At 44.8% G+C, this 26270-nt stretch carries 23 protein-coding genes, 1 tRNA gene and 1 riboswitch; of the genes, 16 read left to right on the top strand and 8 right to left on the bottom strand.

Going from position 1 to position 26270, the window contains the following annotated elements; all coding sequences use genetic code 11:
* Window positions 1-19: 19 nt before the first annotated feature.
* Entirely contained in the window at window positions 20-1009 is a 990-nt protein-coding gene (gene moaA / locus ACED41_RS07535) for a GTP 3',8-cyclase MoaA (RefSeq protein WP_009848642.1), read from the bottom strand.
* A riboswitch (molybdenum cofactor riboswitch) is annotated at window positions 998-1150 on the bottom strand. Its footprint overlaps the gene before it by 12 nt.
* A 194-nt stretch (window positions 1151-1344) precedes the next feature.
* On the opposite strand from moaA, the gene ACED41_RS07530 reads away from it, so the two are divergent.
* On the top strand, window positions 1345-2232 hold the full coding sequence (locus ACED41_RS07530; RefSeq protein WP_017062178.1) for a YvcK family protein: 888 nt from the start codon (window positions 1345-1347) through the stop codon (window positions 2230-2232).
* Between the two features lie 74 nt (window positions 2233-2306).
* On the opposite strand, the gene luxU is transcribed toward ACED41_RS07530, so the two are convergent.
* From luxU to uvrB, 3 genes are all read right to left on the bottom strand, one after another.
* Window positions 2307-2651, bottom strand: coding sequence for a quorum-sensing phosphorelay protein LuxU (luxU, locus tag ACED41_RS07525; RefSeq protein ID WP_017062179.1), 345 nt, complete (start codon window positions 2649-2651; stop codon window positions 2307-2309).
* A 24-nt stretch (window positions 2652-2675) separates the two neighbouring features.
* The gene (gene luxO, locus ACED41_RS07520) at window positions 2676-4064 is read right to left on the bottom strand and encodes a quorum-sensing sigma-54 dependent transcriptional regulator LuxO (RefSeq protein ID WP_004734031.1); all 1389 of its coding nucleotides are present in this window, start codon (window positions 4062-4064) and stop codon (window positions 2676-2678) included.
* A gap of 302 nt (window positions 4065-4366) precedes the next feature.
* Window positions 4367-6397 carry an excinuclease ABC subunit UvrB gene (uvrB, locus tag ACED41_RS07515; RefSeq protein ID WP_017066592.1) on the bottom strand — a complete coding sequence of 677 codons (2031 nt, stop codon included), beginning with the start codon at window positions 6395-6397 and terminating at the stop codon, window positions 4367-4369.
* A 508-nt stretch (window positions 6398-6905) separates the two neighbouring features.
* On the opposite strand from uvrB, the gene ACED41_RS07510 reads away from it, so the two are divergent.
* The 8 genes from ACED41_RS07510 (at window position 6906) to nth (ending at window position 14351) form a co-directional block, all read left to right on the top strand.
* Window positions 6906-6981, top strand: a tRNA-Asn gene (locus ACED41_RS07510).
* 487 nt (window positions 6982-7468) lie between these two features.
* On the top strand, window positions 7469-8047 hold the full coding sequence (gene rsxA / locus ACED41_RS07505; RefSeq protein WP_004734039.1) for an electron transport complex subunit RsxA: 579 nt from the start codon (window positions 7469-7471) through the stop codon (window positions 8045-8047).
* 2 nt (window positions 8048-8049) lie between these two features.
* On the top strand, window positions 8050-8643 hold the full coding sequence (rsxB, locus tag ACED41_RS07500) for an electron transport complex subunit RsxB (protein WP_004734040.1): 594 nt from the start codon (window positions 8050-8052) through the stop codon (window positions 8641-8643).
* Between the two features lie 7 nt (window positions 8644-8650).
* A complete protein-coding gene (gene rsxC / locus ACED41_RS07495; RefSeq protein WP_371724732.1) occupies window positions 8651-11170 on the top strand; it encodes an electron transport complex subunit RsxC in 2520 nt (839 codons plus the stop codon).
* Window positions 11170-12216, top strand: coding sequence for an electron transport complex subunit RsxD (gene rsxD, locus ACED41_RS07490; protein ID WP_017063459.1), 1047 nt, complete (start codon window positions 11170-11172; stop codon window positions 12214-12216). The genes rsxC and rsxD overlap by 1 nt, the downstream gene beginning before the upstream one ends.
* A gap of 13 nt (window positions 12217-12229) precedes the next feature.
* A complete protein-coding gene (gene rsxG, locus ACED41_RS07485) occupies window positions 12230-12859 on the top strand; it encodes an electron transport complex subunit RsxG (protein WP_017061171.1) in 630 nt (209 codons plus the stop codon).
* On the top strand, window positions 12859-13551 hold the full coding sequence (locus ACED41_RS07480) for an electron transport complex subunit E (RefSeq protein ID WP_012603531.1): 693 nt from the start codon (window positions 12859-12861) through the stop codon (window positions 13549-13551). The genes rsxG and ACED41_RS07480 overlap by 1 nt, the downstream gene beginning before the upstream one ends.
* Window positions 13552-13715: 164 nt before the next feature.
* A complete protein-coding gene (nth, locus tag ACED41_RS07475; RefSeq protein WP_017061172.1) occupies window positions 13716-14351 on the top strand; it encodes an endonuclease III in 636 nt (211 codons plus the stop codon).
* Between the two features lie 180 nt (window positions 14352-14531).
* Here nth and ACED41_RS07470 read toward each other — a convergent pair whose 3' ends face one another.
* Window positions 14532-17285, bottom strand: a complete 2754-nt coding sequence (locus ACED41_RS07470; protein WP_371724731.1) for a cation-translocating P-type ATPase — start codon at window positions 17283-17285, stop codon at window positions 14532-14534.
* 764 nt (window positions 17286-18049) lie between these two features.
* Between ACED41_RS07470 and gloA the strand changes: the two genes are divergently transcribed.
* Complete coding sequence (gloA, locus tag ACED41_RS07465; RefSeq protein WP_004734046.1) at window positions 18050-18466, top strand: lactoylglutathione lyase; 417 nt, start codon at window positions 18050-18052, stop codon at window positions 18464-18466.
* A 199-nt stretch (window positions 18467-18665) separates the two neighbouring features.
* Window positions 18666-19100: a DUF2753 domain-containing protein gene (locus tag ACED41_RS07460; RefSeq protein WP_004734047.1), complete on the top strand. Its 435-nt coding sequence runs from the start codon at window positions 18666-18668 to the stop codon at window positions 19098-19100.
* Between the two features lie 95 nt (window positions 19101-19195).
* Here the strand turns inward: ACED41_RS07460 and ACED41_RS07455 are convergent, their stop codons facing one another.
* On the bottom strand, window positions 19196-20077 hold the full coding sequence (locus ACED41_RS07455) for an OmpA family protein (protein WP_371724730.1): 882 nt from the start codon (window positions 20075-20077) through the stop codon (window positions 19196-19198).
* Window positions 20078-20265: 188 nt separating this feature from the next.
* Between ACED41_RS07455 and rnt the strand changes: the two genes are divergently transcribed.
* Together rnt and ACED41_RS07445 are read left to right on the top strand one after the other, a co-directional pair.
* Window positions 20266-20910, top strand: a complete 645-nt coding sequence (gene rnt, locus ACED41_RS07450) for a ribonuclease T (RefSeq protein ID WP_017061178.1) — start codon at window positions 20266-20268, stop codon at window positions 20908-20910.
* A 65-nt stretch (window positions 20911-20975) separates the two neighbouring features.
* Window positions 20976-22301 carry a Na+/H+ antiporter family protein gene (locus ACED41_RS07445; RefSeq protein WP_029235135.1) on the top strand — a complete coding sequence of 442 codons (1326 nt, stop codon included), beginning with the start codon at window positions 20976-20978 and terminating at the stop codon, window positions 22299-22301.
* 175 nt (window positions 22302-22476) lie between these two features.
* Here the strand turns inward: ACED41_RS07445 and ACED41_RS07440 are convergent, their stop codons facing one another.
* Both ACED41_RS07440 and ACED41_RS07435 read right to left on the bottom strand, forming a co-directional pair.
* Entirely contained in the window at window positions 22477-23106 is a 630-nt protein-coding gene (locus ACED41_RS07440; RefSeq protein WP_017061180.1) for a DsbA family protein, read from the bottom strand.
* Between the two features lie 98 nt (window positions 23107-23204).
* Window positions 23205-23543 carry a Grx4 family monothiol glutaredoxin gene (locus ACED41_RS07435; protein WP_004741702.1) on the bottom strand — a complete coding sequence of 113 codons (339 nt, stop codon included), beginning with the start codon at window positions 23541-23543 and terminating at the stop codon, window positions 23205-23207.
* Window positions 23544-23812: 269 nt separating this feature from the next.
* Here ACED41_RS07435 and sodB point away from each other — a divergent pair, with 269 nt between their 5' ends.
* From sodB to ACED41_RS07420, 3 genes are all read left to right on the top strand, one after another.
* Window positions 23813-24397, top strand: coding sequence for a superoxide dismutase [Fe] (gene sodB, locus ACED41_RS07430; protein ID WP_004734050.1), 585 nt, complete (start codon window positions 23813-23815; stop codon window positions 24395-24397).
* A gap of 247 nt (window positions 24398-24644) precedes the next feature.
* Complete coding sequence (locus ACED41_RS07425) at window positions 24645-25148, top strand: VC2046/SO_2500 family protein (protein ID WP_276202729.1); 504 nt, start codon at window positions 24645-24647, stop codon at window positions 25146-25148.
* 278 nt (window positions 25149-25426) lie between these two features.
* Window positions 25427-26110, top strand: a complete 684-nt coding sequence (locus ACED41_RS07420) for an SDR family oxidoreductase (protein WP_017061182.1) — start codon at window positions 25427-25429, stop codon at window positions 26108-26110.
* The last annotated feature ends 160 nt before the right edge of the window (window positions 26111-26270 follow it).

Genomic DNA, 26270 nt, shown 5'->3' with positions numbered 1-26270 from the left:
CTTTAGAGTGTGTAGCGGGTTAACCGCCGATTGACGCCAAGTTTGGAGTCATGCCGCTGTTGCCATCGTGTAAGAAGTGGCTAACGGACTTGGTTTGAAGCTGAGCCTGAATTCGATCAATGAGCTCTTGCTCTTGTTGATCTTCTTGAATCAGATCTCTCAGTTCAACACCATGGTCGCCAAACAGACATAAGTGAAGTTTACCGGTCGCAGAAACGCGCAGTCGGTTACAACTCTCACAAAAGTCTTTCTCGTAAGGCATGATCAAACCGATTTCACCCTTGTAGTCTGGGTGGACAAACACTTGCGCCGGGCCATCGTTAACGGCTTTGACTTTTAACAGCCAACCATTAGCAATAAGCTGGTTGCGAATCGCAACGCCAGACACATGATGTTTATCGAACAACTCGTCCATCTCGCCGGTTTTCATCAGCTCGATAAAACGTAATTGAATAGGTTTGTCTTTGATCCAATTAAGGAAGGCTGGTAATTCCTGACTATTGAGGTCTTTCATTAATACGACGTTGACTTTGACTTGTTCAAAGCCAACCTCAAACGCTTTATCAATGCCTCGCATAACCTCAGTAAACTTATTCTCACCAGTGATCTGATGGAACATGCGCGAATCTAAACTATCCACGCTCACGTTTATATGGGTTAAACCAGCATCACGCCATTGCCCTACTTGTTTCTCCATGCGGTAGCCATTCGTTGTGGTGGCTACTTTTTCGATGCCTGGAGTAGAAGCAACGGTATGTATGATTTCAGGAAAGTCTTTACGCAGACTCGGCTCTCCGCCTGTAATGCGGATCTTTGAGGTACCACAATCTGCAAACGCTTTAACAACGCGTTTGATCTCGGGAACACTTAAAAAAGACGAGTTTTTTTGCCCTGACGGTTTGTAACCATCTGGCAAGCAGTAAGTACATTTAAAGTTACAGACGTCTGTAACCGACAAGCGCAAGTAATAAAACTTGCGATGGAATCTATCTTCGAATTGTTGCGCCACGGAACACCTTTCCAAACACGGGAGGCATAATCATTTCCAATTAAGCCCTTGTGACAACATGTCACTGGCTCTTGATGCGTATCGGTACAGCAAATACCACTGTGCGACTTAGCATGCGAGAGCTCGGAGTTATGGCAACTGAGCGTTATATTCACACGCGCAGTAGCTGAGTAATAAAATACTTAATATTTGTACGTGAATCTAGCTCTGATGGTAAAAAACGGGTCACATCGGCAAAAAAAACGTATCAAACGCTCAAAATAACTCTTGTTGAGTATATAGCGAGAAGCATTTAACCTAAATTATAGTTGGTAATAACCTAACAAGAACAATAAATGAATATTTACTCTTCAAAGAAAGTCGTAGCAATCGGCGGTGGCCATGGCTTAGGTCGCATGTTAGCTGCATTAAAAGACTTTGGTAACAACGCAACTGGCATTGTTGCAACGACAGATAACGGCGGTTCCACCGGACGTATTAGAGATTGCCAAGGTGGCATCGCATGGGGAGATACACGCAACTGTATCAACCAATTAATCACAGAGCCTTCAATCAGTTCGATGATGTTCGAATACCGCTTTCGTGGTCAAGGTGAGCTAGACGGTCATAACTTGGGTAACCTAATGCTGACGGCGTTAGACAACCTTTCCGTTCGCCCATTGGAAGCAATTAACCTGATTCGAAATATGCTCAAGGTCGATGTCAATATCGTGCCGATGACTGAGCATCCTTCAGACCTCACGGCTCTATCAATGGACGGCCGCTGGGTTACCGGCGAAACCAACGTTGATGACATGACGGAAAAGCTGCGCATGATGGACTTGTCTCCAGAAGTGCCAGCAACCAAAGAAGCCGTTGCTGCCGTTGAGCAAGCAGACTGCATTGTCCTTGGCCCTGGAAGCTTTTTAACCAGTGTGATGCCCCCTCTTCTCCTTCCAGAGATTGGCAAAGCAATCTCTGAGAACACCAAGGCAAAAGTTATCTTCGTTGAAAACCTTTCACCAGAGCACGGTCCCGCAGGGAAAATGACGCTTCAAGAGCAATTGGAGTGGTGTGAACGTACCTGTAAGGCAAGGAAAATAGACATCGTGTTAGGCAATGAACCTCACCCGGAACTAGAAGTGCAATGGAATTGTGTGACCACAGATCTTGCATCGGCAAACCGAGATTGGCGACACGACCGTGTGAAGCTTCAACAAGCCATTGAAGCCCAGTTGGCGTAGCCATAGGTTCAAGCGACAAACAACAAAAAAGGAGCATGCTGCTCCTTTTTTAATCTCAGTAATAACTCGCTGTTTTAAAGGTCCGTCATCAACTGCTGATATTCAGTGTACGTCGATAACAGGAGGTCTTGCATATCTTGAAAATCAATCTCGGTTACAGGCAACGCTTGCTTCACTTTTGCGTCTAAGCTAATCGCAAAACTACACAAAGAATCCGCACCAAAGCTTGCTGCGCTGCTCTTAAGCGCATGACTGATATCAGCCAAGTACTTAGAGGTATCCGACTCTTTATTTATCTCTAGGTGTTCGTAGTAGCCTTTCAACTCACCTAAAAAGATTTCCAGTAAAACCGGGACATTCTCTTGGCCTATTTCGCCGGCAAGCTCATCAACTTTTTGCTGATTTAATACTTTCGTCATTATTATTTTCTTATTGTTTGTTGATTACTGCTTCGCATTCCACGTTTGCAACTTACGGTATATCGTCGATGGACTGACATCTAAGAAACCTGCCGCACGAGGGATGTTGCCATCACACGCTTTAATGGCCTGCTCGATAGCCGTTTTCTCAGTGATCCACAATGGGAAAATATCTTTTACCGTGATGTCTTCATTCTGCTTCTCTTTCAATCGCAGACTGTTTTCAATCGGTTGGTTCAACGGTGGTGGAAGCATGTTGAGAGTAATCTCTTTGCCGTTATTCAAAACCACCACGTTCCGCAACACGTTTTGTAGCTGACGAACGTTACCCGGCCACTCATATTGATTAAAGCGATCAAGTACTTCCTGAGCAAAACGTACAAACGCCTTCCCCTCCTCGACCGACATATAGCCTAGCAGAGAATACGCGATCTCGATGACATCTTCACCACGCTCACGCAATGGCGGCAAGTGCAATGGAATCACGTATAAACGATAGTATAAATCTTCTCTAAAGCGACCTTCTTGTACTTCTTTCCAAGGGTCACGGTTGGTCGCACACACAAAACGAACGTCGACACTCTTCATCTTCGAAGAGCCGACTTTTTGGAAAGTACCGGTTTGGATAAAGCGCAGCAGCTTGGTTTGCAGCTCTAAGTCCATTTCGCACAGTTCATCAAGGAACAGTGTTCCACCATCAGCAAGCTCAGCAGCACCTTGGCGATCGGTCGCAGCACCGGTAAAGGCACCTTTAACGTGGCCAAACAGCTCACTTTCAATCAGGTCTTTAGGGATAGCGGCACAGTTAATCGCGATGAACGGCTTATCGCCACGCTTACTCGCCGCATGAATGGCTTCTGCACATACCTCTTTACCGGTACCACTTTCACCAGTAATGAAAATGCTCGCCTTACTCGATGCAGCAGAATCGATAGTTCGGTAAACCTGCTGCATGGTTTGGCTGCTGCCGATAAAACCTTGGTAGTTCTGGTTTCCCGGGTGTTCCGAGCTATTTTTAAGTTTGGTGGCTTTGCGGATCGCATTATTCACCGTAATACGGAGTCGGTCGGCTTCACACGGTTTGATAAGGAAATCTTGAGAGCCATGACGCATCGCTTCTACAGCGGTATCGATAGAGCCGTGAGCCGTCATGAAGATAACTGGAACTTCAGGGTATTTTTGTTTTACAGCAAATAGTACGTCCATACCCGTCATATCAGGCAGACGTAGATCTAATAAAATAAGGTCTGGGATTCGATGATTCAAACTCTCGATTGCATCGCGGCCAGTGCCGACAATGTTGATATCAATTTCGAGCGGTGTAAGATACGAGCGATATAACGCTGCTACCGAAGCGGTATCCTCTACCATCAACAAATACTTCGATTTGTTATCTAGCGTTTTTGATTGCATATCCTAGCCATTTATAATTTGCATTTCTTATTATAGTCGCATTCCGCTTTGCATTATGCAAATTAGCCACAGTATTTGTAGTGTGTTTTTTTACTTGCTTCAAACAATCAATGTTTTATCTATCTGGCACGAACGATGCAACGGTATAAATGACCTTCGGGTCACCTAGCCAACTGACGTTGTTAGTGGACAGATTGTTCACAAACGTAAGCCAGTAGAACATTTACTACTGGCTGTTTTTTTGTCTGAAACACTCTCAATTCTTGTGTTGAGGGGGATCAATTCTCGAGCGAAAAGTGAGATTAGCTGTTGGTAATAAACTGCTTTCTTAACTGATCAATTTCATCACGCTTCTGTGCGGCCAATTCAAATTCCAGATTCTGAGCATGCTGATACATCGCAGATTCTAGCTTACTGATCTCTTTATCAAGCTGTTGCGGCGTAAGTACGGCATAACTTTCAGAAGGCTCAGCCACCTTAGATAAAGGAACTTGCTTCGATTGGCGCTGCTGCTTCGACTTGGTTAGATCACCCAGTTCCATAATGTCTTTAATATTGCGTTTCAACGCTTGCGGCGTGATACCTTGCTCTTCGTTGTAGGCTTGCTGTTTCTCGCGACGACGATCGGTTTCATCAATCGCTTTTCTCATCGACTTAGTAATCGAATCACCATAAAGGATCGCTCTACCTTCCAAGTTACGCGCAGCACGACCAATGGTTTGAATCAGAGAACGCTCAGAACGCAAGAAGCCCTCTTTATCTGCATCAAGAATCGCCACCAGCGACACTTCAGGCATATCCAAACCTTCACGAAGTAAGTTAATGCCCACTAACACATCGAACTTGCCCAAACGTAGGTCTCGGATGATCTCTACACGCTCAACGGTATCGATATCCGAGTGCAAGTAACGCACTTTAACGCCGTGCTCACTTAGGTATTCGGTTAAGTCTTCTGCCATTCTCTTGGTCAACGTGGTAACCAAAACACGCTCTTCTTTCACTGAACGGATTCTGATTTCAGACAGCAAGTCATCCACCTGCGTCGCGACAGGTCTTACTTCGATGATTGGGTCTAACAGACCAGTAGGACGTACCACTTGATCAGCAATCTCGCCATCTGATTTTTCAATCTCGTAATTACCTGGTGTTGCCGACACAAAAATCGTTTGTGGGGCTATAGACTCAAATTCTTCAAACTTCATTGGACGGTTATCCAATGCAGAAGGCAGTCTAAAACCAAACTCGACCAAGGTTTCTTTACGAGAACGGTCACCTTTATACATCGCACCAATTTGCGGCACAGTCACGTGTGACTCATCGATGATCAGCAAACCATCATCAGGCAGGTAGTCAAATAACGTTGGCGGCGCTTCCCCTTCCGCACGGCCGCTCAAGTATCGTGAATAGTTTTCGATACCGGAACAGAAGCCAAGCTCAGTCATCATCTCAATATCAAACTGAGTTCTTTGAGAGATACGCTGCTCTTCCAAAAGCTTATTGTTGTCTTTTAAGTATTGAGCACGATCGCGCAGTTCGTCCTTGATGTTCTCAATCGCCTCAAGGATTTTTTCTCTTGGCGTTACATAGTGAGTTTTTGGATAAACCGTAAAGCGCGGCAAGTCTCTTTGTTTCACCGCACCAGTCAGAGGATCAAAAATACTAATGCAGTCCACTTCGTCATCGAACATCTCAATTCGAACCGCATCTTGGTCAGATTCAGCCGGAAAGATATCAATCACCTCACCACGAACACGGAACTGACCACGTTCAAAGGCGACATCGTTTCTTGAATATTGCAGCTCAGCCAATCGACGCAGGATGTCTCGCTGATCCATCACCTCGCCACGACTCAAATGAAGCATCATCTTCAAATAAGACTTAGGATCACCCAGACCGTAGATAGCCGACACAGAAGCCACAATGATGGCGTCTTTTCGTTCTAATAAGGCTTTGGTTGCCGAAAGCCTCATTTGTTCGATATGAGCGTTCACAGACGCATCTTTCTCGATGAACGTGTCCGTGGTTGGAACGTAGGCTTCAGGTTGGTAGTAATCGTAGTAAGAAACGAAATACTCAACGGCATTGTTTGGAAAGAAAGATTTCATCTCACCGTAAAGTTGAGCCGCCAATGTCTTGTTAGGCGCTAACAGAATCGCAGGTCTTTGAGATTGGGAAATGACGTTGGCAAGGGTAAAGGTTTTACCTGAGCCCGTTACCCCTAGTAGAGTTTGATGTGCCAAACCAGAATCTAATCCGTCTAGTAATTTGGTTATCGCTGTCGGCTGATCACCGGACGGGCTGTAGTCCGATACCAAGTCAAAGAGTTTACTCATAGGTCGCCATTTCCATACTGTTTTTTTAATCAGGTCATTGTCACTCTAGGAGGAGTGTCGTTGCAACAATTATCTAGAGAAATGCATCTTAAGATCAGAGATCAGTTATAGCTTTTATTTTTAGAACTTGGTATTATCCGTGCCCTGCAAAGTTTCCCCAGCTAAATTACTCGAATTTTAATCCACTACTTTTCCCCAAAAAACCTAAAAATACCGCTTGTTTTACTGTTCGTTTTATAATCTACAAAAGTTATACAATTGCGACATTTTGCTATAAATCTTTTAAATACATTACGTTAGATAAGGTTTTTACATTTTTCGATTTATCCCGATTATTGTTGTTAAAGTTTCACACACACACTTATCCACAATTTTGGTGGATAACTAAAGCAAAGCTAAATCCTATAAGGCGTTCAAGAAAGTAAAGTTTTTTATCTTACTTTTTTCTGATATTTTTTATTGACAGAAATCCGGACAATTATTAGAATTCGCGTCGCTAACAAGCAATTCCCCTTTAGTTCAGTTGGTAGAACGGCGGACTGTTAATCCGTATGTCGCAAGTTCAAGTCTTGCAAGGGGAGCCAAATTCAGAAAAAAGCTCAATCGAAAGATTGGGCTTTTTTCGTATATAACTGCGACTAACTTGTTCCAAGTTAATGTCACAAACCTAGCCGCCCGCGTTCAAGTCTCGACAAGGGGGCCAAATTTAAAGAAGCCGCATCACTCGATGCGGCTTTTTGCGTTTTAGTGCTTTGGGCTCGTATTTTACTCGCCTCTTTCACTCCTCTTTTTGATAGTTCTGAGCACAAAAAGCCACAAATATGACCCTATTCGTAGGAAGCAAATCGAGTTCAATTCAAGAATGATCTTATGAAAGATCCAATTCAACTACTCCTACAAACTTGTCTCACGAAGTAAAAATTGGCCGTCTATACTTACGGTAACTTTAATAATCAATCGATTACCTGATGTTTTTTTCACCAAGTGTCTAAATCCCTAGTGATCCTTGGTTGTTATTAGGTGAGCAAAGCAGGATAATATCGGGATCGGAATCTCAAGAATTAATCCATTATGACCGAATACCTTTTGTTGTTGGTTGGCACAGTGCTGGTCAATAACTTTGTGCTAGTGAAGTTTTTAGGACTATGTCCATTTATGGGAGTCTCCAAGAAACTGGAGACTGCGATTGGCATGGGCCTCGCGACGACTTTCGTTCTAACGTTAGCGTCGGTCTCTGCATACCTAGTAGAAACCTACATCCTTACCCCTCTGGGTATTGAATACCTGCGTACCATGAGTTTCATCTTGGTTATCGCGGTGGTTGTTCAATTTACGGAAATGGTCGTTCACAAAACCAGCCCGACTCTTTATCGCCTGCTGGGTATCTTTCTGCCTCTTATCACCACCAACTGTGCGGTATTAGGTGTGGCACTTCTGAACATCAATGAAAACCACAACTTCATTCAGTCGATCATCTATGGTTTCGGCGCAGCGGTGGGTTTCTCTCTTGTATTGATCTTATTTGCTGCAATGCGTGAACGTATTGCGGTTGCTGATGTTCCAATGCCATTCAAAGGCGCATCGATTGCGATGATCACAGCAGGCCTAATGTCTCTGGCATTCATGGGCTTTACTGGGTTGGTGAAATAAACATGAGTACCATTTTAATTGCGATCATTGCGCTAGCCGTTTTAGCCGCTGTTTTTGGCGCTATTTTGGGCTTTGCTTCTATCCGTTTTAAAGTTGAAGCTGATCCTATCGTCGATCAAATCGACACCATTTTACCGCAAACTCAATGTGGCCAGTGTGGCTACCCTGGCTGTCGCCCATACGCAGAGGCGATCGCTAACGGAGACAAGATCAACAAATGTCCTCCGGGCGGCCAAGCAACCATTGAGAAGCTAGCAGATTTAATGGGCGTAGAAGTTGAAGACTCCGCTCATGACTTAGATAACAAAGTAAAAACCGTTGCCTTCATTCACGAAGATATGTGTATCGGCTGTACCAAGTGTATTCAAGCCTGCCCTGTTGACGCCATTGTTGGTGGCACCAAGGCACTGCACACAGTAATTAAAGATGAATGTACAGGTTGTGATCTATGTGTCGCACCGTGCCCTACTGACTGTATTGAAATGATTCCAGTGGCAACAACGACTGAAAATTGGAAATGGCAGATGAACATCATCCCTGTTACTGATATCACTAACCAAGCGACTGATGCGACTGCGTCAGAGCCTAAAGCATAGGGTTAGTATGATCTCTTTAATTGAACAAATTCGCACGGGCTCTATTTGGAACTTCCCTGGTGGCGTGCACCCTGCTGAAAACAAGAAACAGTCGAATACTACTGATATCGTCCATGCAAGGCTTCCAGAAGAAATCGTTCTTCCTGTGAAACAGCACATCGGTAAGCCGGGGAACCTATTGGTTGCTGCTGGCGACACTGTGTTAAAAGGTCAGCAACTTACGGCCTTAGACACAGGTTTTACTTTGCCAGTACACGCACCAACATCGGGTGTGATTACCGCTATCGAACCGCGAACTACCGCTCACCCTTCAGGCTTGAGCGAAATATGCGTGGTTATTAAACCTGATGGCCTAGACACTTGGATTGAAAAAAATCCAGTTGAAGATTTTTCGACAAAGACTTCTGACGAACTGCTTGATGTGATTCGCCAAGCTGGTATTTCAGGCATGGGCGGCGCAGGTTTCCCTACGGCTAAGAAGCTTCAATCAGGCTTAGGTCGTACCGACATTTTGATCGTCAACGCTGCGGAATGTGAACCTTACATCACCTCTGATGACAAGTTGCTTCAAGAACATGCCGACGAAGTATTAAAAGGCATCGAAGTGGTTGAACACATTCTTCAACCAAAGCTGACGGTTATCGGCATTGAAGACAACAAACCAGATGCGATAAAAGCACTTGAGATTGCAGCGAAAGACAAAGATATCGTCATTCGCGTTATCCCAACCAAATACCCTTCTGGTGGTGAGAAGCAACTTATCAAGATCCTCACCAACAAAGAGGTTCCAGCTGGCGGCATTCCTGCAGACATTGGTGTTTTGGTTCAGAACGTCGGCTCTCTTTACTCGATTAAGCGAGCGGTAATTGACGGCGAACCTGTGGTTAACCGCGTTGTGACATTAACCGGTAAAACCTTTAAGCAACCTCGTAACGTTTGGGCGCTATTAGGCACACCAGTACATGAGTTACTTGAAGAGTTTGGCTACAAAGCAGATAAAAAACTGCCGCGTTTAATTTTGGGCGGCCCGATGATGGGCTTTACCTTGCCGCATGCCAATGTGCCAATCACCAAAACGTCGAACTGTATTTTGGCGCCAACGCGTCGTGAGATCTCACCAAGCACTTACGAGATGGAATGTATCCGTTGCAGCGCATGTGCTGAAGCTTGCCCTGCGTCTCTACTTCCTCAACAACTGCAATGGCACGCCAAAGCCAACGAGTTGGATAAGTGTGAAGAGCTAAATATTAAAGACTGTATTGAATGTGGTGCATGTGCATTTGTCTGCCCAAGCGAAATCCCTCTTGTTCAGTACTATCGCCAAGCAAAAGCTGAAATCAAAACTCGAAAAGATGAAGCCGCTGCTGCAGAACGCGCCAAGATTCGTTTTGAAGAGAAGAACGCTCGTATGGAGCGTGATAAAGCCGAACGTGAAAACCGCTTTAAAAAAGCCGCAGATAACCGCCGTAAAGATATGAAAACATCCGGCGGTGATGATGCTATTGCTGCTGCGATTGCTCGTGTTAAAGCACAAAAAGCCGCTGCGGATCAGGCTCCGAATGAAGAACCAGCAGTGAAACCTGCGGTTGCTGCCGCTATTGCGAAGGCAAAAGCGAAACAAGCTGCAGCTCAAAAAGCGGAAGGCGCTGAACCAGACAACTCTGAAATGTCTAAACTGCGTGAAGAGCGCAAGCGTCAAGCGAGAGAGCGCAAGGCACAACAAGCAGCAGCCGATACTCCTGCAGAAAGCTCAGGCGATACGAAGAAAGACGCCGTTGCTGCTGCGATTGCTCGCGCTAAAGCGAAGAAAGCTCAACAAGCTGAATCAGCTTCTGAGGCTCCGGCAGAAAGCTCTGGCGACGCCAAGAAAGACGCAGTTGCTGCGGCTATTGCACGTGCTAAAGCCAAGAAAGTTCAACAAGCTGAATCTGCTGCTGAAGCTCCTGCTGAAAAATCCGGCGATGCCAAGAAAGACGCCGTTGCTGCTGCGATTGCTCGCGCTAAAGCGAAGAAAGCACAGCAAGCGGAATCTGCTTCGGATGCTCCTGTTGAAAGCTCTGGCGATGCTAAGAAAGATGCTGTCGCTGCGGCCATTGCTCGTGCTAAAGCCAAGAAAGCTCAACAAGCTGAATCTGCTGCTGAAGCTCCTGCTGAAAAATCCGGCGATGCCAAGAAAGATGCTGTTACTGCCGCTATCGCTCGTGCTAAAGCCAAAAAAGCACAGCAAGCGACACAAGAAACAACCGAAGCTCCTGAACCTGCAGTTGAAACTGAAGCTGGAAGTTCTGGCGATGCTAAGAAAGACGCCGTTGCTGCAGCTATCGCTCGTGCTAAAGCCAAAAAAGCCCAGCAAGCGAAACAAGACGAAACAGTAGAAACGCCAGAGCCAGTGCTCGAAGTGGCAGCTGAAACTCAATCTGAAGCTGTTGACCCTAAAAAAGCAGCCGTTGCTGCCGCTATTGCTCGTGCTAAAGCAAGAAAAGCACAGCAAGAGCTAGATAAAAAGAACAATGAGGAGAAAGAGTAGTGGCCTTCTTTATCGCCAGCTCACCGCACGCGCATAGCCGTAGAAGCACCCCAGATCTAATGAAATGGGTGGCTATTTGTGCATTGCCAGGTCTACTAGCTCAAACCTACTTCTTTGGATGGGGTACCCTCATCCAGTTAGTATTTGCTATTGCACTTGCTGTTACCTTTGAAGCAGCCGTCATGCTATTGAGAAAACGCCCGCCAGTAATGGCACTGCGTGATTACAGTGCTGTTGTAACCGCTTGGCTACTGAGTGTCGCGATTCCCCCACACTCTCCGTGGTGGATCCTCGTCATTGGTATGTTCTTCGCTATTATTATCGCGAAACACTTATACGGCGGCCTAGGGCAGAACCCATTTAACCCTGCGATGGTCGCTTACGTTGTTTTGCTGATTTCATTCCCAGTTCAAATGACCAGTTGGAATGCTCCCGCGAGCCTGACAGCAGAAGCAACAAGCTTTATTGACTCATTCTTGATGATCTTTACTGGCTTCAATAACGAAGGTTTGTCTCTGCAACAAGCACGCCTTGGCATTGATGGCACCACAATGGCGACGCCGCTTGATGCATTCAAAACGGCATTAACGGCAGGCAATACTGCCTCAGAAGCACTATCTCAACCTCAATTTAGTTGGTTAGCTGGCGTAGGCTGGGAGTGGGTAAACCTTGCTTACCTAATCGGCGGTTTAGTGCTGATTAAGCAACGTGTTATTCAATGGTATATCCCTGTGGCTTTCATCGGCAGTCTTACTCTGTTTAGCTTAGTGTTCTTAGTGCTCACTCCTGGAGAAACCGCTTCTCCAACCATTCACCTTCTGTCTGGCGCGACTATGCTTGGTGCATTCTTTATTGCAACCGACCCAGTTTCAGCATCCACGACAGTCAAAGGTCGCTTAGTGTTTGGCGCTCTGATCGGCGGTTTAGTCTTTATCATCCGCAGTTGGGGTGGTTTCCCTGATGGCGTGGCGTTTGCTGTATTGTTAGCCAACATGTGTGTTCCACTGATTGACTACTACACCAAACCTCGCACATACGGTCACTAAGGGAGCGGATACCATGCTAAATGCAATTAAGAAAAACGGCCTTGTACTCGCGATTTTTGCGTGTGCTTCGACGGGTTTGGTCGCGGTAACTCACTACCTGACCAAAGATCAGATCAAACAACAAGAACAGGCTCAGTTACTGTCTGTTCTTAACCAAGTGATCCCACACGATCAGCACGACAACGAGCTGTTTTCGTCTTGTACTTTGGTTCAAGCAGAAGAGCTTGGTACTGAGCAAGCGATGCCGGCTTACATTGCTAAGCTTAATGGTGAGCCAAGCGCGATTGCGATCGAAGCGATTGCACCAGACGGCTACAATGGCGCGATTAAAGTCATTGTTGGAATGAAAACTGACGGTACTATTTTAGGTACTCGCGTGCTTTCTCACCAAGAGACTCCGGGCTTGGGTGATAAGATTGATCTGCGTGTGAGTGATTGGATTCTTTCGTTTGCAGGTAAGCAAGTGACGGATTCTAATCTAGACCGTTGGAAGGTTCGTAAAGACGGTGGTGATTTTGACCAGTTTACTGGCGCTACTATCACGCCAAGAGCAGTCGTGAAGTCAGTCAAACAAGCGGTCCAGTACGTTAACCAAAACAACCAAGCATTGCTTGCTCAACCTCTAAATTGTGGTGGTGAATAATGAGTGACCATAAAACATTGATCAAAAATGGCATGTGGGCCAATAACCCTGCCCTAGTGCAACTTCTTGGGTTATGTCCACTGCTGGCTGTATCGTCAACAGTCACTAACGCACTTGGGCTAGGCATTGCTACCTTGCTTGTACTGGTCGGCTCAAACGTTTCTGTTTCTTTGGTTCGTAATCATGTGCCAAAAGAAGTACGTATCCCAGTATTCGTAATGATCATTGCCTCGCTAGTAACCTGTGTTCAATTGCTGATGAACGCTTACGCCTATGGGCTTTACCTCTCTTTGGGTATCTTCATCCCGCTGATCGTAACCAACTGCATCATCATTGGTCGTGCGGAAGCCTTCGCTTCAAAAAATGAAGTGCTACCAGCGGCTCAAGATGGTTTCTGGATGGGTCTAGGCATGACATCAGTATTGGTCGTGTTAGGTGCGATGCGTGAGATTATTGGTAACGGGACCCTATTTGATGGCGCAGACCTGCTGCTTGGTGACTGGGCTTCGGTGTTACGAATCCAGATATTCCAATTTGATAACAGCTTCTTGTTAGCCCTGCTTCCACCGGGTGCCTTCATTGGTGTTGGTTTCTTAATTGCTTTGAAAAATATCATCGATAACCAAGCAAAATCTAGACAACCAAAACAAGAAAAACCAGTCATTGAACGCGCTCGCGTTACCAATGCCTAATAAGTTAAATTAGCTTAAACCTCGCTGAGTTAGCTCAACCACTCAGCGGGGGAAATCAGATTTAAACAGTACATATAATAATGACGCTCATAAGAGCGCGTAACCGATGATAAAGCAGAAGCAATCCAAGCTTCATGCCCTAACTATTTGAAAGTAATGTCGCTATGAACAATGTAAAACGAGTAGAAATACTTGAGCGTTTAAGAGAAAACAATCCAAAGCCAGAGACTGAGCTTAACTGGAACAGCCCATTCGAGCTGCTGATTGCCGTTCTATTGTCTGCACAAGCAACCGATGTCAGCGTGAACAAGGCGACGGATAAGCTGTACCCTTTAGCCAACACTCCGCAAGCAATTTTCGACCTAGGTGTTGATGGCTTAAAAGAGTATATCAAGACCATCGGCCTATTTAACTCAAAAGCAGAAAACACCATCAAAACGTGTCGTATGCTGCTTGACCTACATAATGGTGAAGTACCGGAAGATCGCGCTGCATTAGAAGCCCTTCCAGGTGTCGGTCGTAAAACAGCAAACGTAGTGTTAAATACCGCATTCGGTTGGCCAACCATTGCCGTTGATACTCACATCTATCGTGTATCAAACCGCACTAAGCTAGCGATGGGTAAAACCGTCGACGATGTCGAAGCAAAACTACTTAAAGTTATCCCAAAAGAATTCAAACTGGATGTCCACCATTGGCTCATTCTTCATGGACGTTACACCTGTGTCGCACGTAAACCACGCTGTGGCAGCTGTATCATTGAAGACCTCTGTGAATTCAAAGAAAAGAGCGAAGATTAGTCTTTCCGTTCACAACGATTAATCAATACGGCAGCGCTTAAAGCGCTGCTTTTTTATTGCCACTCTCTAGAATCCGCCTCTACATAAGTTTTCACTTCTAATTCTGCGTTCCCAAGACAACAGGCATAAAAAATCCCGCCTTTTATGGCGGGATTCAATTATTTAGCTAAGAAGTCTGTCTTAGATAAACTCCACTTTAGTCACTTCTTTGATAGCAGATAGAACAAATGTTGGTACTGCTGCAATGAAGATTAACGATATTAAGTGATTAAACTCTAGCGCTTCTGTGCTGAATACCAACTGACCGAAGCTTGTGTACACAACGCTTAAAGACAAGATAGCCGATACTGCCACCGCACCAAGTAGGTAGTGGTTAGTGAACGGATTCTTACGATAAATCGTTGTAAACGTACGTGCATCGAACAAGCTCCAAAGTTGAGCAAAGATCAGTGTTAAAAACGCAACGGTTTGTGCGTATTGAGCACTGTAACCACCGTCGAGTGCGTAAGAGAATGTCACAAAGCTTAGACCACCTAATGCGAGACCACGAGTTAGGATACGAGCGCCTAGACCATTAGAGAAGAAGCCTTGGTCACGTTTGCCTGGCTTACGCTCCATGAGATCTTTCTCTTCTGGCTCAACACCGAGTGCGAGTGCTGGTAGACCATCAGAAACGAGGTTAACCCATAAAATCATTAGTGGAGTTAGCGGAAGTACTACATCTGGTCCCATGAGTAGGAATGCAAATAGGATTACCGAAACCTCACCCACGTTCGCTGTAAGTGCTTGGCGGATAAACTTACGTAGGTTATCGAAAATTTGACGACCCTGGCGTACCGCCTTCACGATAGTACTGAAGTTGTCATCCAACAGGATAAGGTCACCTGAGTCTTTCGCAACAGACGTACCTGTAATACCCATCGCAACACCAATGTCTGCACGACGCAGTGCTGGCGCATCGTTCACGCCGTCACCGGTCATAGAGGCAACTTCATTGTTCTCTTGCTGCGCTTTTACGATACGCAGCTTGTGCTCTGGAGTAACACGGGCAAATACTGCAACCTGAGAACAGATAGACAACAGCTTCTCGTCATCCATTTGGTCAAGCTCAGCACCCGTTACCACTAGATCGTCTTCGCTACGGATGATTCCGATTTCACGAGCAATCGCTGCTGCCGTGACTGCGTGGTCACCGGTAATCATTACCGTACGAACACCAGCGCTATAACAGCTATTTACTGCATCGCGTACTTCTGGGCGTGGTGGGTCCATGATGCCATAGATACCCAGGATGCTGACGTCTTTTTCAAGCTCAGGGAAATCTAACTCAAGCTCTTCTTCTTTTAATTCACGGAAACCAACGGCAAGTGTACGCAGAGCATCACCACCAAAGGTTTGGATTGCCGCTTCAAAGTTTAAATGAAGCTCTTGAGACGGTGCGGTATCGAGAGCCAAGTTGCCTGAAACTTCACAGCCAACCGTTGGTACGAAACCACCGTCAACCATGAAGCTGGTTGATTTACCAAGAACAACATCTGGCGCACCTTTCAATGCTAGGAAGTGCTTACCTTGTGGGTCACGAACGATAACAGAAGCCATCTTACGACCAGAATCGAACGGGAACTTCTTAACGATTGAGTAGCCACCCGTTGATAGCATTTCATCTTGTTTAAGACCTGATTTTGCAGCTGCAACAATTAGTGCACCTTCTGTCGGGTTGCCACGAACCGTCCATTTACCATCAGCATTTACATATTCAGCATCGTTACAAAGCGTTGCAACAACAAGACCTTTCATCATTGCAGGGCTGTTTGTCGCTTCGACATTGTGACCTTTGGTAATGAATTCACCCTTAGGATCAAAACCTTTACCTGACACATCCCAGTAACGACCAGACACATCGTACGCTTTCATCACCTGCATTTGGTTTTGTGTTAGCGTACCGGTTTTATCTGAACAGATAACGGTTGTAGAACCAAGCGTTTCGATTGCTGCTAGCTGTTTAGCCAAAGCATTATTCTTAACCATCTTAGTCGAGCCCATCGTTAATACGATAGTAACCACCGTTGGTAAACCTTCAGGAATAGCGGCAACCGATAAAGAGATACCTGTTGTTAGGATTTCTAACCATGGCATACCGTGGTAAACACCGATAGCACAAACAATAGCAACAACCACAAGAGCAACAACCAATAATGCGAGTGCTATGGTGTCCATACGCTCTTGCATTGGTGTTTTCGTCTCTTCCGTTTGGTTCATCATATCAGCGATGTGACCAACTTCAGTTTGCATACCTGTGCTTGTTACCACAGCAAGGCCTGTACCTGTAGTCACGATTGTTGTCATGAAGCCCATGTTCTTCTGATCGCCAAGACCAAGGGTCTCATCTTCAAGGCGTTCAGACTGCTTATTCACTGGCTCAGATTCACCGGTCAGTGCAGCCTCATCTACCGTCAGACGGTTTGACTCAAGAATACGAACATCAGCAGGCAGAATATCGCCAGTATTAATTTTGATGATGTCACCAGGAACGAGGGTTTTAGCTGGAACACTGATCCATTTACCATCGCGCATCACTTCGGCTTCTGGAGCTGCCATTTCTTTTAGCGCTTCCATCCCTTTCTGAGCTTTAAATTCTTGCCAGAACGCGATACCAGTATTGATAAGGATAATCACTGCAATAGCAATAGCATCAATCGCGTGGCCAGTAGACCAAGAAACGATTGCACCAACAGCTAGAATAAAAATCAGTGGGTTTTTATATTGATGAATATACAGTTCCCACGCAGAAGCTGACTCTTGTGCAGTCAGTTCGTTAGTGCCGTGCTTCTCTAAGCGTGCATCCGCTTCAGAAGTTGATAAACCTGTCGTTTGATCTGCGTTCAGTTCGTTTAAAACATCTGAACTTTGTTGTGTAAACCATTTACTCGTCATTTGAGTACTCCACATCAATGCCTCACGCCGAGGCTAATGTAATAAAATAATACTTATTCTTATGTGATAGAAAAATCGCACAAATCAAAAGTGAATATTTAGTCGATTTGGTGCGCTTGAAAAACTATATAGTAAGGATTGTCTATTTAGCAAAGATCGCAAAAGATACACTTGATACACACTTGACAACTACTTTGAAAACACAACCACATCAAACATCAAACATAAAACAAACAATACAAGCCCAAACTATTGTTTAAAAAAGATAAGCACAAAAAATAGACACCCTTTGCACTTTCGTAAAAACCATTGGTTATCGGCGTATTTTATCGAAAATTCCTTAATAACGAAGTAAAACATCGGAATAACCTTTCTATAAACAGGGAGATGTTGGCGTAATCATAAATTGATAAAATGGAAAGTTAGATGCCAATTGTAAAAACGAAAGGAAATCAGCAACAAGATGGAGATATAAGTCACAATTCAACAACCAAGGCCATTCTTGGCCATTACAAAAAAGACCAACACTCAAACTTACTATTTATGCAAAACTGCGAATTAAGCGCTAGTGACTGACAAATTAATAAGGCCGTCGCTCTTTAATTTCTTGTAATACAAATAAGAAAAAGGCAGAGGGGGAGAGTAAGATAGATGATGAGAATAAGAAAATATGACCAAACTCATCATCTCTTTGGTGTTGCTTATGAGCTTGCTCATATATAGTGCTATAAAAGAAACAACCAATAACAAGCTAGGAGCAAATCATGTCAAACGGTCGTATTTTACACACCATGCTACGCGTGGGTGATCTAGACAAGTCTATCGAGTTCTACACCAATGTAATGGGCATGCAGCTATTACGTAAGAACGAAAACAAAGAGTACGAATACACACTGGCTTTCGTTGGCTTTGGCGACGAATCTCAAGGCGCAGTGATTGAGCTGACTTACAACTGGGGCACCACGGAATACGATCTTGGCTCTGCTTTTGGTCACGTTGCTATCGGTGTTGATGACATCTACACAACGTGTGATGCGATTAAAGCAGCTGGCGGCAACGTAACGCGAGAAGCAGGTCCGGTTAAAGGCGGCTCTACACACATTGCGTTCGTGAAAGATCCTGATGGCTACATGATTGAGCTGATTCAGAACAAACAAGCAAGCGCAGGTCTAGAAGGTTAATTCCTTAACCTCTTTGAGAAGTTGAGTTTGAACGCCTGATGAAATAAAAAAGAAGCGAGCACTATGCTCGCTTCTTTTTTATCACTCTCACCATAATCGATATTCTTTACCAATTATTCTTAACAATCTCATTGATGAAACTTTAAATGATAATGATTATCATTTAAATTAACCACCTATTGATTAGTGAGGTAATACAATGATTAGCGAATGGGAAAAACACACGTTACTTGCCGATACTGCATTGCAGCTCGACGATCCTGTACGAAGTATTCTTCATTATCAGCAGGCTTTGAACTTAAGTGAAGAAATTACAGAACGCACCGATATTCAAGCCGATGAACGCTTACTGATCTCGGTGATTTCTTGCCACAATCTTGCTCAATTCTGGCGTTGGGCTGGCGACACTGAATACGAGCTCAAGTATCTTCAACTGGCTTCCGAAAAGGTACTCACACTGATCCCTCAGTGCCCTAATACCCAATGTTCAAGCTTTATCGATTCTATTGGTTGCTGTAAGAAAGCGCTGATCGATTTCATGAAACGCCACCCAAACCCTAAAATTGCCTCTATGGTGGAGAAGATCGATACCGCGACCAACTGTGAAATGATCGCCCGCTTCCGCTTGAATTAAACAAGTTCCGTTAAAACAACGACTCCAAATTTAAAACATAAAAAAGCCCGTCATCAAGACGGGCTTTGTCATTTCAAAACAAGCTGTTGTTTAGCTTAAACCTGTGTGCGACCTAAAGAGATCACAACACGTCGGTTCTTATCTTTACCAATTGGCGAGTTATTGTCCGCAATCGGACGACGCTTGCCATAGCCTTGCACTTGGATACGATCTTCTGGCAGGCCTAGAGATTTGAAGTACTCTCTTAACGATTCTGCTCTGCGCTCTGAAAGGTTTTGGCTAATCCCTTTGCTGTCGACAGAGTCGGTGTACGTTGCCACCAGCACAAGGTCGATGTCTTGGTTATAGCGAACGTAATCGGCAATCTGGCTCAGCCTTTTGCGCGACGACTTGTTCAGCTGGTCGCTGTTGCGGTCGTAATGCAAAATAGTGAAAGAGATATCTTCAAAGCTGTAAGGCAGCAGGTTAGCAACACAGTCACTGAACACATTGTATTTTTCTTGGAACAACACCGACGACAACGACACTTCGATACGTTGATCTCGGCTCTGCCACTCTTGGTAGCTGAATGTCGGATAACGCCCTTTCTCCAACTCACTCAAGATGCCCCAAGCTGTTTGACCGCCGACATAGCCGTCAAATTGCTGGAAGAACTTAATGGTTGTCATACGATCAGCACTTTCACCCGGACGCCAAGGTGGCGGCATAGAGATCAAGCTTACATTGCGCGTCGCACCCATTGGACGGCGCATTTTAAGCTCAAAGTCCAAAATGATTTTTTTACTCGCGCGAGATGAGAACTCAGCATCACCAAAGTTTGGAATTGGGTGGACCAAGCGACATTCAAGTGGCGTGTTGGCTACCATCTCCCATGTCGACTGTTGAGGAGATGCTCCGTAACGCTTTTCTTGTGCTATGACCGATGACGACACAAGTAGCGAAAATAGCATTGAACCTGTTATGAGTTGTTTCTTCATAAAGTGGAGTATCTCTTAAGCAATTCGTTTAACAATGCAGCCAATTGCCGCATTTTTCTCTCACGTTTAAATATGCAATTATCAAGCCGCAATGGGTTAGGTAATTTAAGATTTATTGCCCTTCCCTAGTTTTTATCACTGCTATTATCTGCAATAATGCAGCCTTAATCACACTTATTTGGGCTAACATGACTGTAGAAAACGAAGCTCTGACCCTAAAAAAACGCTTTCGCGGCTATTTTCCAGTGGTCATCGACGTGGAAACCGCAGGGTTTAACGCTGAAACCGATGCATTATTAGAAATCTGTGCCATTACATTAAAAATGGATGAGAACGGAGATCTGCACCCTGCATCAACGCTTCATTTTCACATTGAGCCTTTTGAAGGCGCAAATATAGAGCAGGCAGCATTAGACTTTAACGGAATTAAAGACCCATTTAGCCCATTACGTGGTGCTGTGTCGGAACAAGAAGCCCTTAAAGAAATCTACAAGCTAGTGAGAAAAGAACAAAAAGCTTCAGATTGCAGTCGCGCAATCATGGTTGCTCACAACGCTACATTCGATTTGAACTTCGTTAATGCGGCAAGTGAGCGCTGTAAGCTTAAACGCGTCCCTTTCCATCCATTTGCTACTTTTGACACTGCAGCTCTTAGTGGTCTTGCCTACGGTCAAACCGTTTTGGCTAAAGCTTGCCGCACTGCAGGGATGGAATTTGACAACAAAGAAGCACACTCTGCTTTGTATGATACGCAAAAAACCACAGAGTTATTTTGCGGCATTGTAAACAAATGGAAAGCCCTTGGTGGTTGGCCTCTTGTTGACGAAGAATAAAAAATAGAGTCGGTAAACGTTTTTTCGTATTGCCTTCATAAAAAACACAACATCCCGAGAATAATATGAATCCTGTTGTAATTTCAGTTTGCATCATGCTTGTTTTAGCTTTGATGCGCGTAAACGTAGTCGTTGCTCTGACGTTCAGTGCAATTATCGGTGGCGTAGCCTCTGGTATGAGCTTGAACGACGCAGTCGCGGCTTTCGAAAGTGGATTAGGCGGCGGTGCAACGATTGCACTTAGCTACGCTATGCTTGGTACATTCGCTGTTGCTATCTCACGTTCTGGTATCACAGATCTCCTTGCTCAAAGTGTTATCAAACGCATTCACGGCAAAGAGAACAGTGCGGCATCGACTGGTCTTAAATACGGCATGCTTGCGTCGTTGATCTTAGTGACCATGTCTTCGCAAAACGTGATTCCAGTACATATCGCCTTCATCCCAATCTTAATCCCACCTCTACTAGGCGTATTCGCAAAAATGAACCTAGACCGCCGTCTAGTTGCGTGTGTACTTACTTTTGGTCTGATTACACCTTACATGGTGCTACCGATTGGTTTTGGTGGCATCTTCCTAAACAACATTCTGCTTAAAAACCTTCACGACAATGGTCTTGAAAACGTTGTAGCAAGCCAAGTACCTATGGCAATGTTGTTACCAGCAGCAGGCATGATCTTCGGTCTCCTTACTGCAGTATTCTTTACTTACCGTAAGCCTCGCCAATACAAAGAAACCTCTCACACTGTTGTTTCAACAGAAGTGAAAGAGATCAACAAGAAGCACATCTTAGTTGCAGCGGCGGGTATCGTAGCTGCGCTAACAGTTCAACTGTCGACGGGCTCTATGATCATCGGTGCTCTAGCGGGTTTCATGGTATTTACCTTCGGTGGCGTCATTGCTTGGAAAGAGACACAAGATGTCTTCACCAAGGGCGTTCACATGATGGCAATGATCGGTTTCATCATGATTGCAGCGGCAGGTTTCGCGGCAGTTATGAAGCAAACAGGTGGCGTTGAATCTCTGGTTGAAGCACTTTCAACAAGCATCGGCGACAACAAGCCTCTAGCAGCACTGCTTATGCTCATCGTTGGTCTATTAGTAACAATGGGGATCGGTTCTTCGTTCTCTACGATTCCGATCCTTGCTACCATCTACGTTCCACTAGCAGCAGCATTTGGCTTCTCGCCTATGGCAACAATCGCTCTAGTAGGTACAGCTGCAGCACTTGGTGATGCGGGCTCTCCGGCTTCTGACTCAACATTAGGTCCAACGTCTGGTCTAAATGCTGATGGTCAACACGAGCACGTATGGGAAACCGTAGTACCGACGTTCCTGCACTACAACATCCCACTGATCGTATTCGGTTGGATTGCAGCCATGGTTCTGTAGTAAAGAACCTAAGCTATTATTACAAAGACCGCCTCGTGCGGTCTTTTTTGTCTCTGAGATTCATTCTACTCTTCCTTCCGCTCACTCTCATTGAACTAGCGACACCAAACAAAAAAGGCTTACTCTGATGAGTAAGCCTTAGAAATCATTGCGAATACAGATGACTCTCGCTGAATTACGCAGCGGGAGCATTACTCACTAAAATTTCGCGAATAGACTTAAGCGTCGCTTCCGTTGAATGATAATCCAATTCAACTTCACTAAAGATGCCGTTCACTTCAAGCATTAAGGTCGGGTAAGAAAATACACCCATCGCTTCTTTAAAGCCTAGCTGGTCATCTAACTCACTTTCCAATAACTTGCTAGAAAGGTCATTTTCAAACTGTTGAACATTCATACCTAGCTCTTCAGCCAACTGCAAATGTGTGTCTTGGCTATGTGGCAACATCGCACGAAGGTAGTAAGCATGTTGAATCGCTTCAAGCATCGCTTCGTAGTGGTCTTGAAAACCTGCAGCAATCACGGCACGGCACGCAGGGTAAGTACTGCGAACAGGTTGGCACTCTGTCCAAAAATCATGGTTAAACTCAGTACCCAACTTAGCTTCGATCTGCTTCCAAATCGCTTGCAGCTTGCCTTTCATCTCTTCTGACATTGGCTCATCAGAATCCGGGGCCAAACCACCCACTACATAGTTAAACTCAATGCTCGCAGGCAATTGTTGTTTCAATAACTCAAGTGTTGGCTTGTAACCCCAACACCAGCTGCACATTGGATCATGCACATAATGAAGTTTTACGTTCATTGTTCATTCCTTATCGAGTCAATGATTCGATCAATTCAAACAAAAAAGGAGCCTGATTAAGGCCCCTCATTTTAACTATTCAGCGCAAAGGCTAGAACTTATTCAGCGTCATCGCCAGCAACTTTAGCCGCTGCTTCTTTGATGATTGGCTGAAGTTCGCCTTTTTGGAACATCTCAAGAATGATGTCACAACCACCGATTAGCTCACCTTCAACCCAAAGTTGTGGGAAAGTTGGCCACTGTGCGTAAGCAGGAAGCTCTGCACGGATATCAGGGTTTTGTAGGATATCTACGTAAGCAAATTTTTCGCCACATGCCATTAGAGCTTGAGACGCTTGAGAAGAGAAACCACAGCTAGGTAGCTTAGGAGAACCTTTCATGTACAGTAGAATAGTGTTTTCTTCAATTTGCTGTTTGATTTTATCGATAGTTTCCATTGCTTCCTCGTTAATGGATTACGGCTTTTATTGCCTTTATTCTACCCCAAACTAAAAGAATAAAAACCATATAAAAAAAGCGGTTAACAAGCTAAGCTAACAATTCACACAAAAGTAATGAAATAAGCTTTTAATAAAGTAAAAACTTGCTAAACTATATCGCAAGTCAGCAAATTGACCATGATTGGCAGTATAGCGAGCCATGAATAATAATATCACTGGAAGCAATCGAAAGAGTTAACTCTTTCATATTAATGGAGAATTGAGCAATGGCATTTGAACTACCGGCTCTTCCTTACGCGAAAGACGCGCTAGAACCACACATCTCAGCAGAAACGCTAGATTTCCACCACGGTAAGCACCACAACACTTACGTTGTTAAGCTAAACGGCCTTATCCCAGGTACTGAGTTTGAAGGCAAAACACTAGAAGAGATCGTTAAGACTTCTACTGGTGGTGTTTTCAATAACGCTGCTCAAATCTGGAACCACACGTTCTACTGGCACTGTCTTGCTCCTAAAGCGGGCGGCGAACCAACTGGCGCTGTTGCAGAAGCTATCAACGCTGCATTCGGTTCTTTCGAAGAATTCAAAGCGAAATTCACTGATTCAGCAATCAACAACTTCGGTTCTTCTTGGACTTGGTTAGTTAAGAAAGCTGACGGTTCTCTAGACATCGTTAACACTTCTAACGCTGCTACTCCTCTAACAGAAGAAGGTGTTACTCCACTTCTAACTGTTGACCTATGGGAACACGCTTACTACATCGATTTCCGCAATGTTCGCCCTGACTACATGGCTGCATTCTGGAACCTAGTAAACTGGTCTTTCGTAGAAGAGAACCTAGCTAAGTAATTATTGCTTACGCTGCGCTATTTATAGCGAGTTATCTATTGAAAGCTCATGCCTCGGCGTGAGCTTTTTTGTATCTGTCGTGTTCCACAAAATCTAAACATTTCGTAATAAACCCGCCAATAGCGCTTACTTCTCGAACTATTGATAGCCTTCTTCCCAACCCTACATAAATTCTCTATTTGCCTGTAATTAAACACTAAAGTTTGCCGACTCCATGCCGTTAAAGGTGTATCCAATGAGAGGCGACATGCAAATACATACTTTAGACAAAGCAGGAATCATCAACGAACTGAAGTTCGGCATCGGGATCAGCCAAGCGGTTGAGCAAGGTCGCCGTGCAGATTTCGCGTTGCTGTTATCTATGTTTTCTAATGATGTCCGTGATTGCACGCCAATTGACACCATTGAAATCACAGAGACAAATGAAGATCGCCTGCGCAAACAATTTGGCGTAGCAGAACCTCAACAACTGCGTTCAAACCAGTCTTCATATGAGATTTCAGCTCAGCAATCTAATCATTTTCATCAAGCTAGCCTTGCCAGCGCCAAACTCAGCCATTACTTGAAACCTGAAGCGCTTGCCTTCATGCCTGAAGATACAGCCGACTTACCCGAAGAGGTTTACCAAAACCTTTCTGGTCATGACCGACGCAAACTCGCAAACAAGCATTTACCTGATTTGCCACATGCCACGCTCTACAATGAGCTAACCACCGCGCAACGTCGGTATCAAATTCAAGCTCAAGTATAGCGATCACCTACCTTTCCCTTTTTCGCTGTCTATCCATAGCTCTTCTTCGACTAACTCGCACACTTCAAAGTATTCACACGAATGATATGAACCACTAGCCTTAGGCAACCTAAAAACACCTGATGTCGGTTACCGCTTGAAGTTACTACAAAATGTGACGTGCCACTAAGTTCATAAAAACTTATTAATTGGCACACCTTAGTTTGAACCAATTCACACCCGTTGTATAAATTTTAACCCATCCTTATCCGACATGGACGATTTGTTTAGGTACTGGGATGGAAATAAAAAGCTCAATCATATTGGTGACATCTGCCGGCTCGCGACTGGGGGGGGCGATTGCGAACCACTTTGTTAACCTTGGAGCCACCGTCATCCTTTGTGATAAAGACACGGAAGCACTTAAAGCGACGTATCTACAGTGTGCCCGGTTTTCTGACTCTGTTTACCACTACACGCTCAAAGGCAATGACAGCCAAGCGATTCTCAGCGTATATGATTTTATTCAAACCACCTTCAACACGACACCCGATGTGCTGGTCAATAACTGGATAAGCTCCCCAATGCCTAGCCTAATTGGCGATCAGCCTGTGAGCAGCTTTATTAATGATCTCTCATCGATGGCATCGACCCTGTTCGCATTTGGGCAAATCAGTGCTGAGAGATTGCGAGAGGAAGATAAGGAAGGCGTGATTGTGAATGTGATATCTCATGATGACTTTCACGATGTGTCTGGCTTAGAGAGCGCAAACTCAATGATCACTGGCTTTACCCATAGTTGGGCGAAAGAGCTGACTCCCTTTGGCATTCGAGTCGGTGGCGTTGTTCCCGCCGTTCATAACTCCGATGGCAAGCTCAACCGATGTCACTGGGCGCAGCTGCAAGACGAGCTGACCAGAACAACCGAATACATTGTCTCGAATGACTACTTCAGTGGGCGAGTTGTCGCGGCAGAGGTTTAACTCCCTATTCCAATTGAACATGACTGGCTCAGCTCATATTAAGTAGCAGAGCTATTGCCTCTCAATCCGTTTTACAAACGAACCAAACATAAAAAAAGGTTCATCGCGGCTTTCCGGGGAAAGCCGCTTTTATCTTCAAGAAGAAGTAGTCGGTATCTCG

It is taken from the genome of Vibrio sp. 1F255 (assembly GCF_041439145.1).
Taxonomy (GTDB): Bacteria; Pseudomonadota; Gammaproteobacteria; order Enterobacterales; family Vibrionaceae; genus Vibrio; species Vibrio crassostreae_C.
Note: the sequence above shows the minus strand (reverse complement) of the source record. Positions and strands in the feature narration are given on the sequence as shown.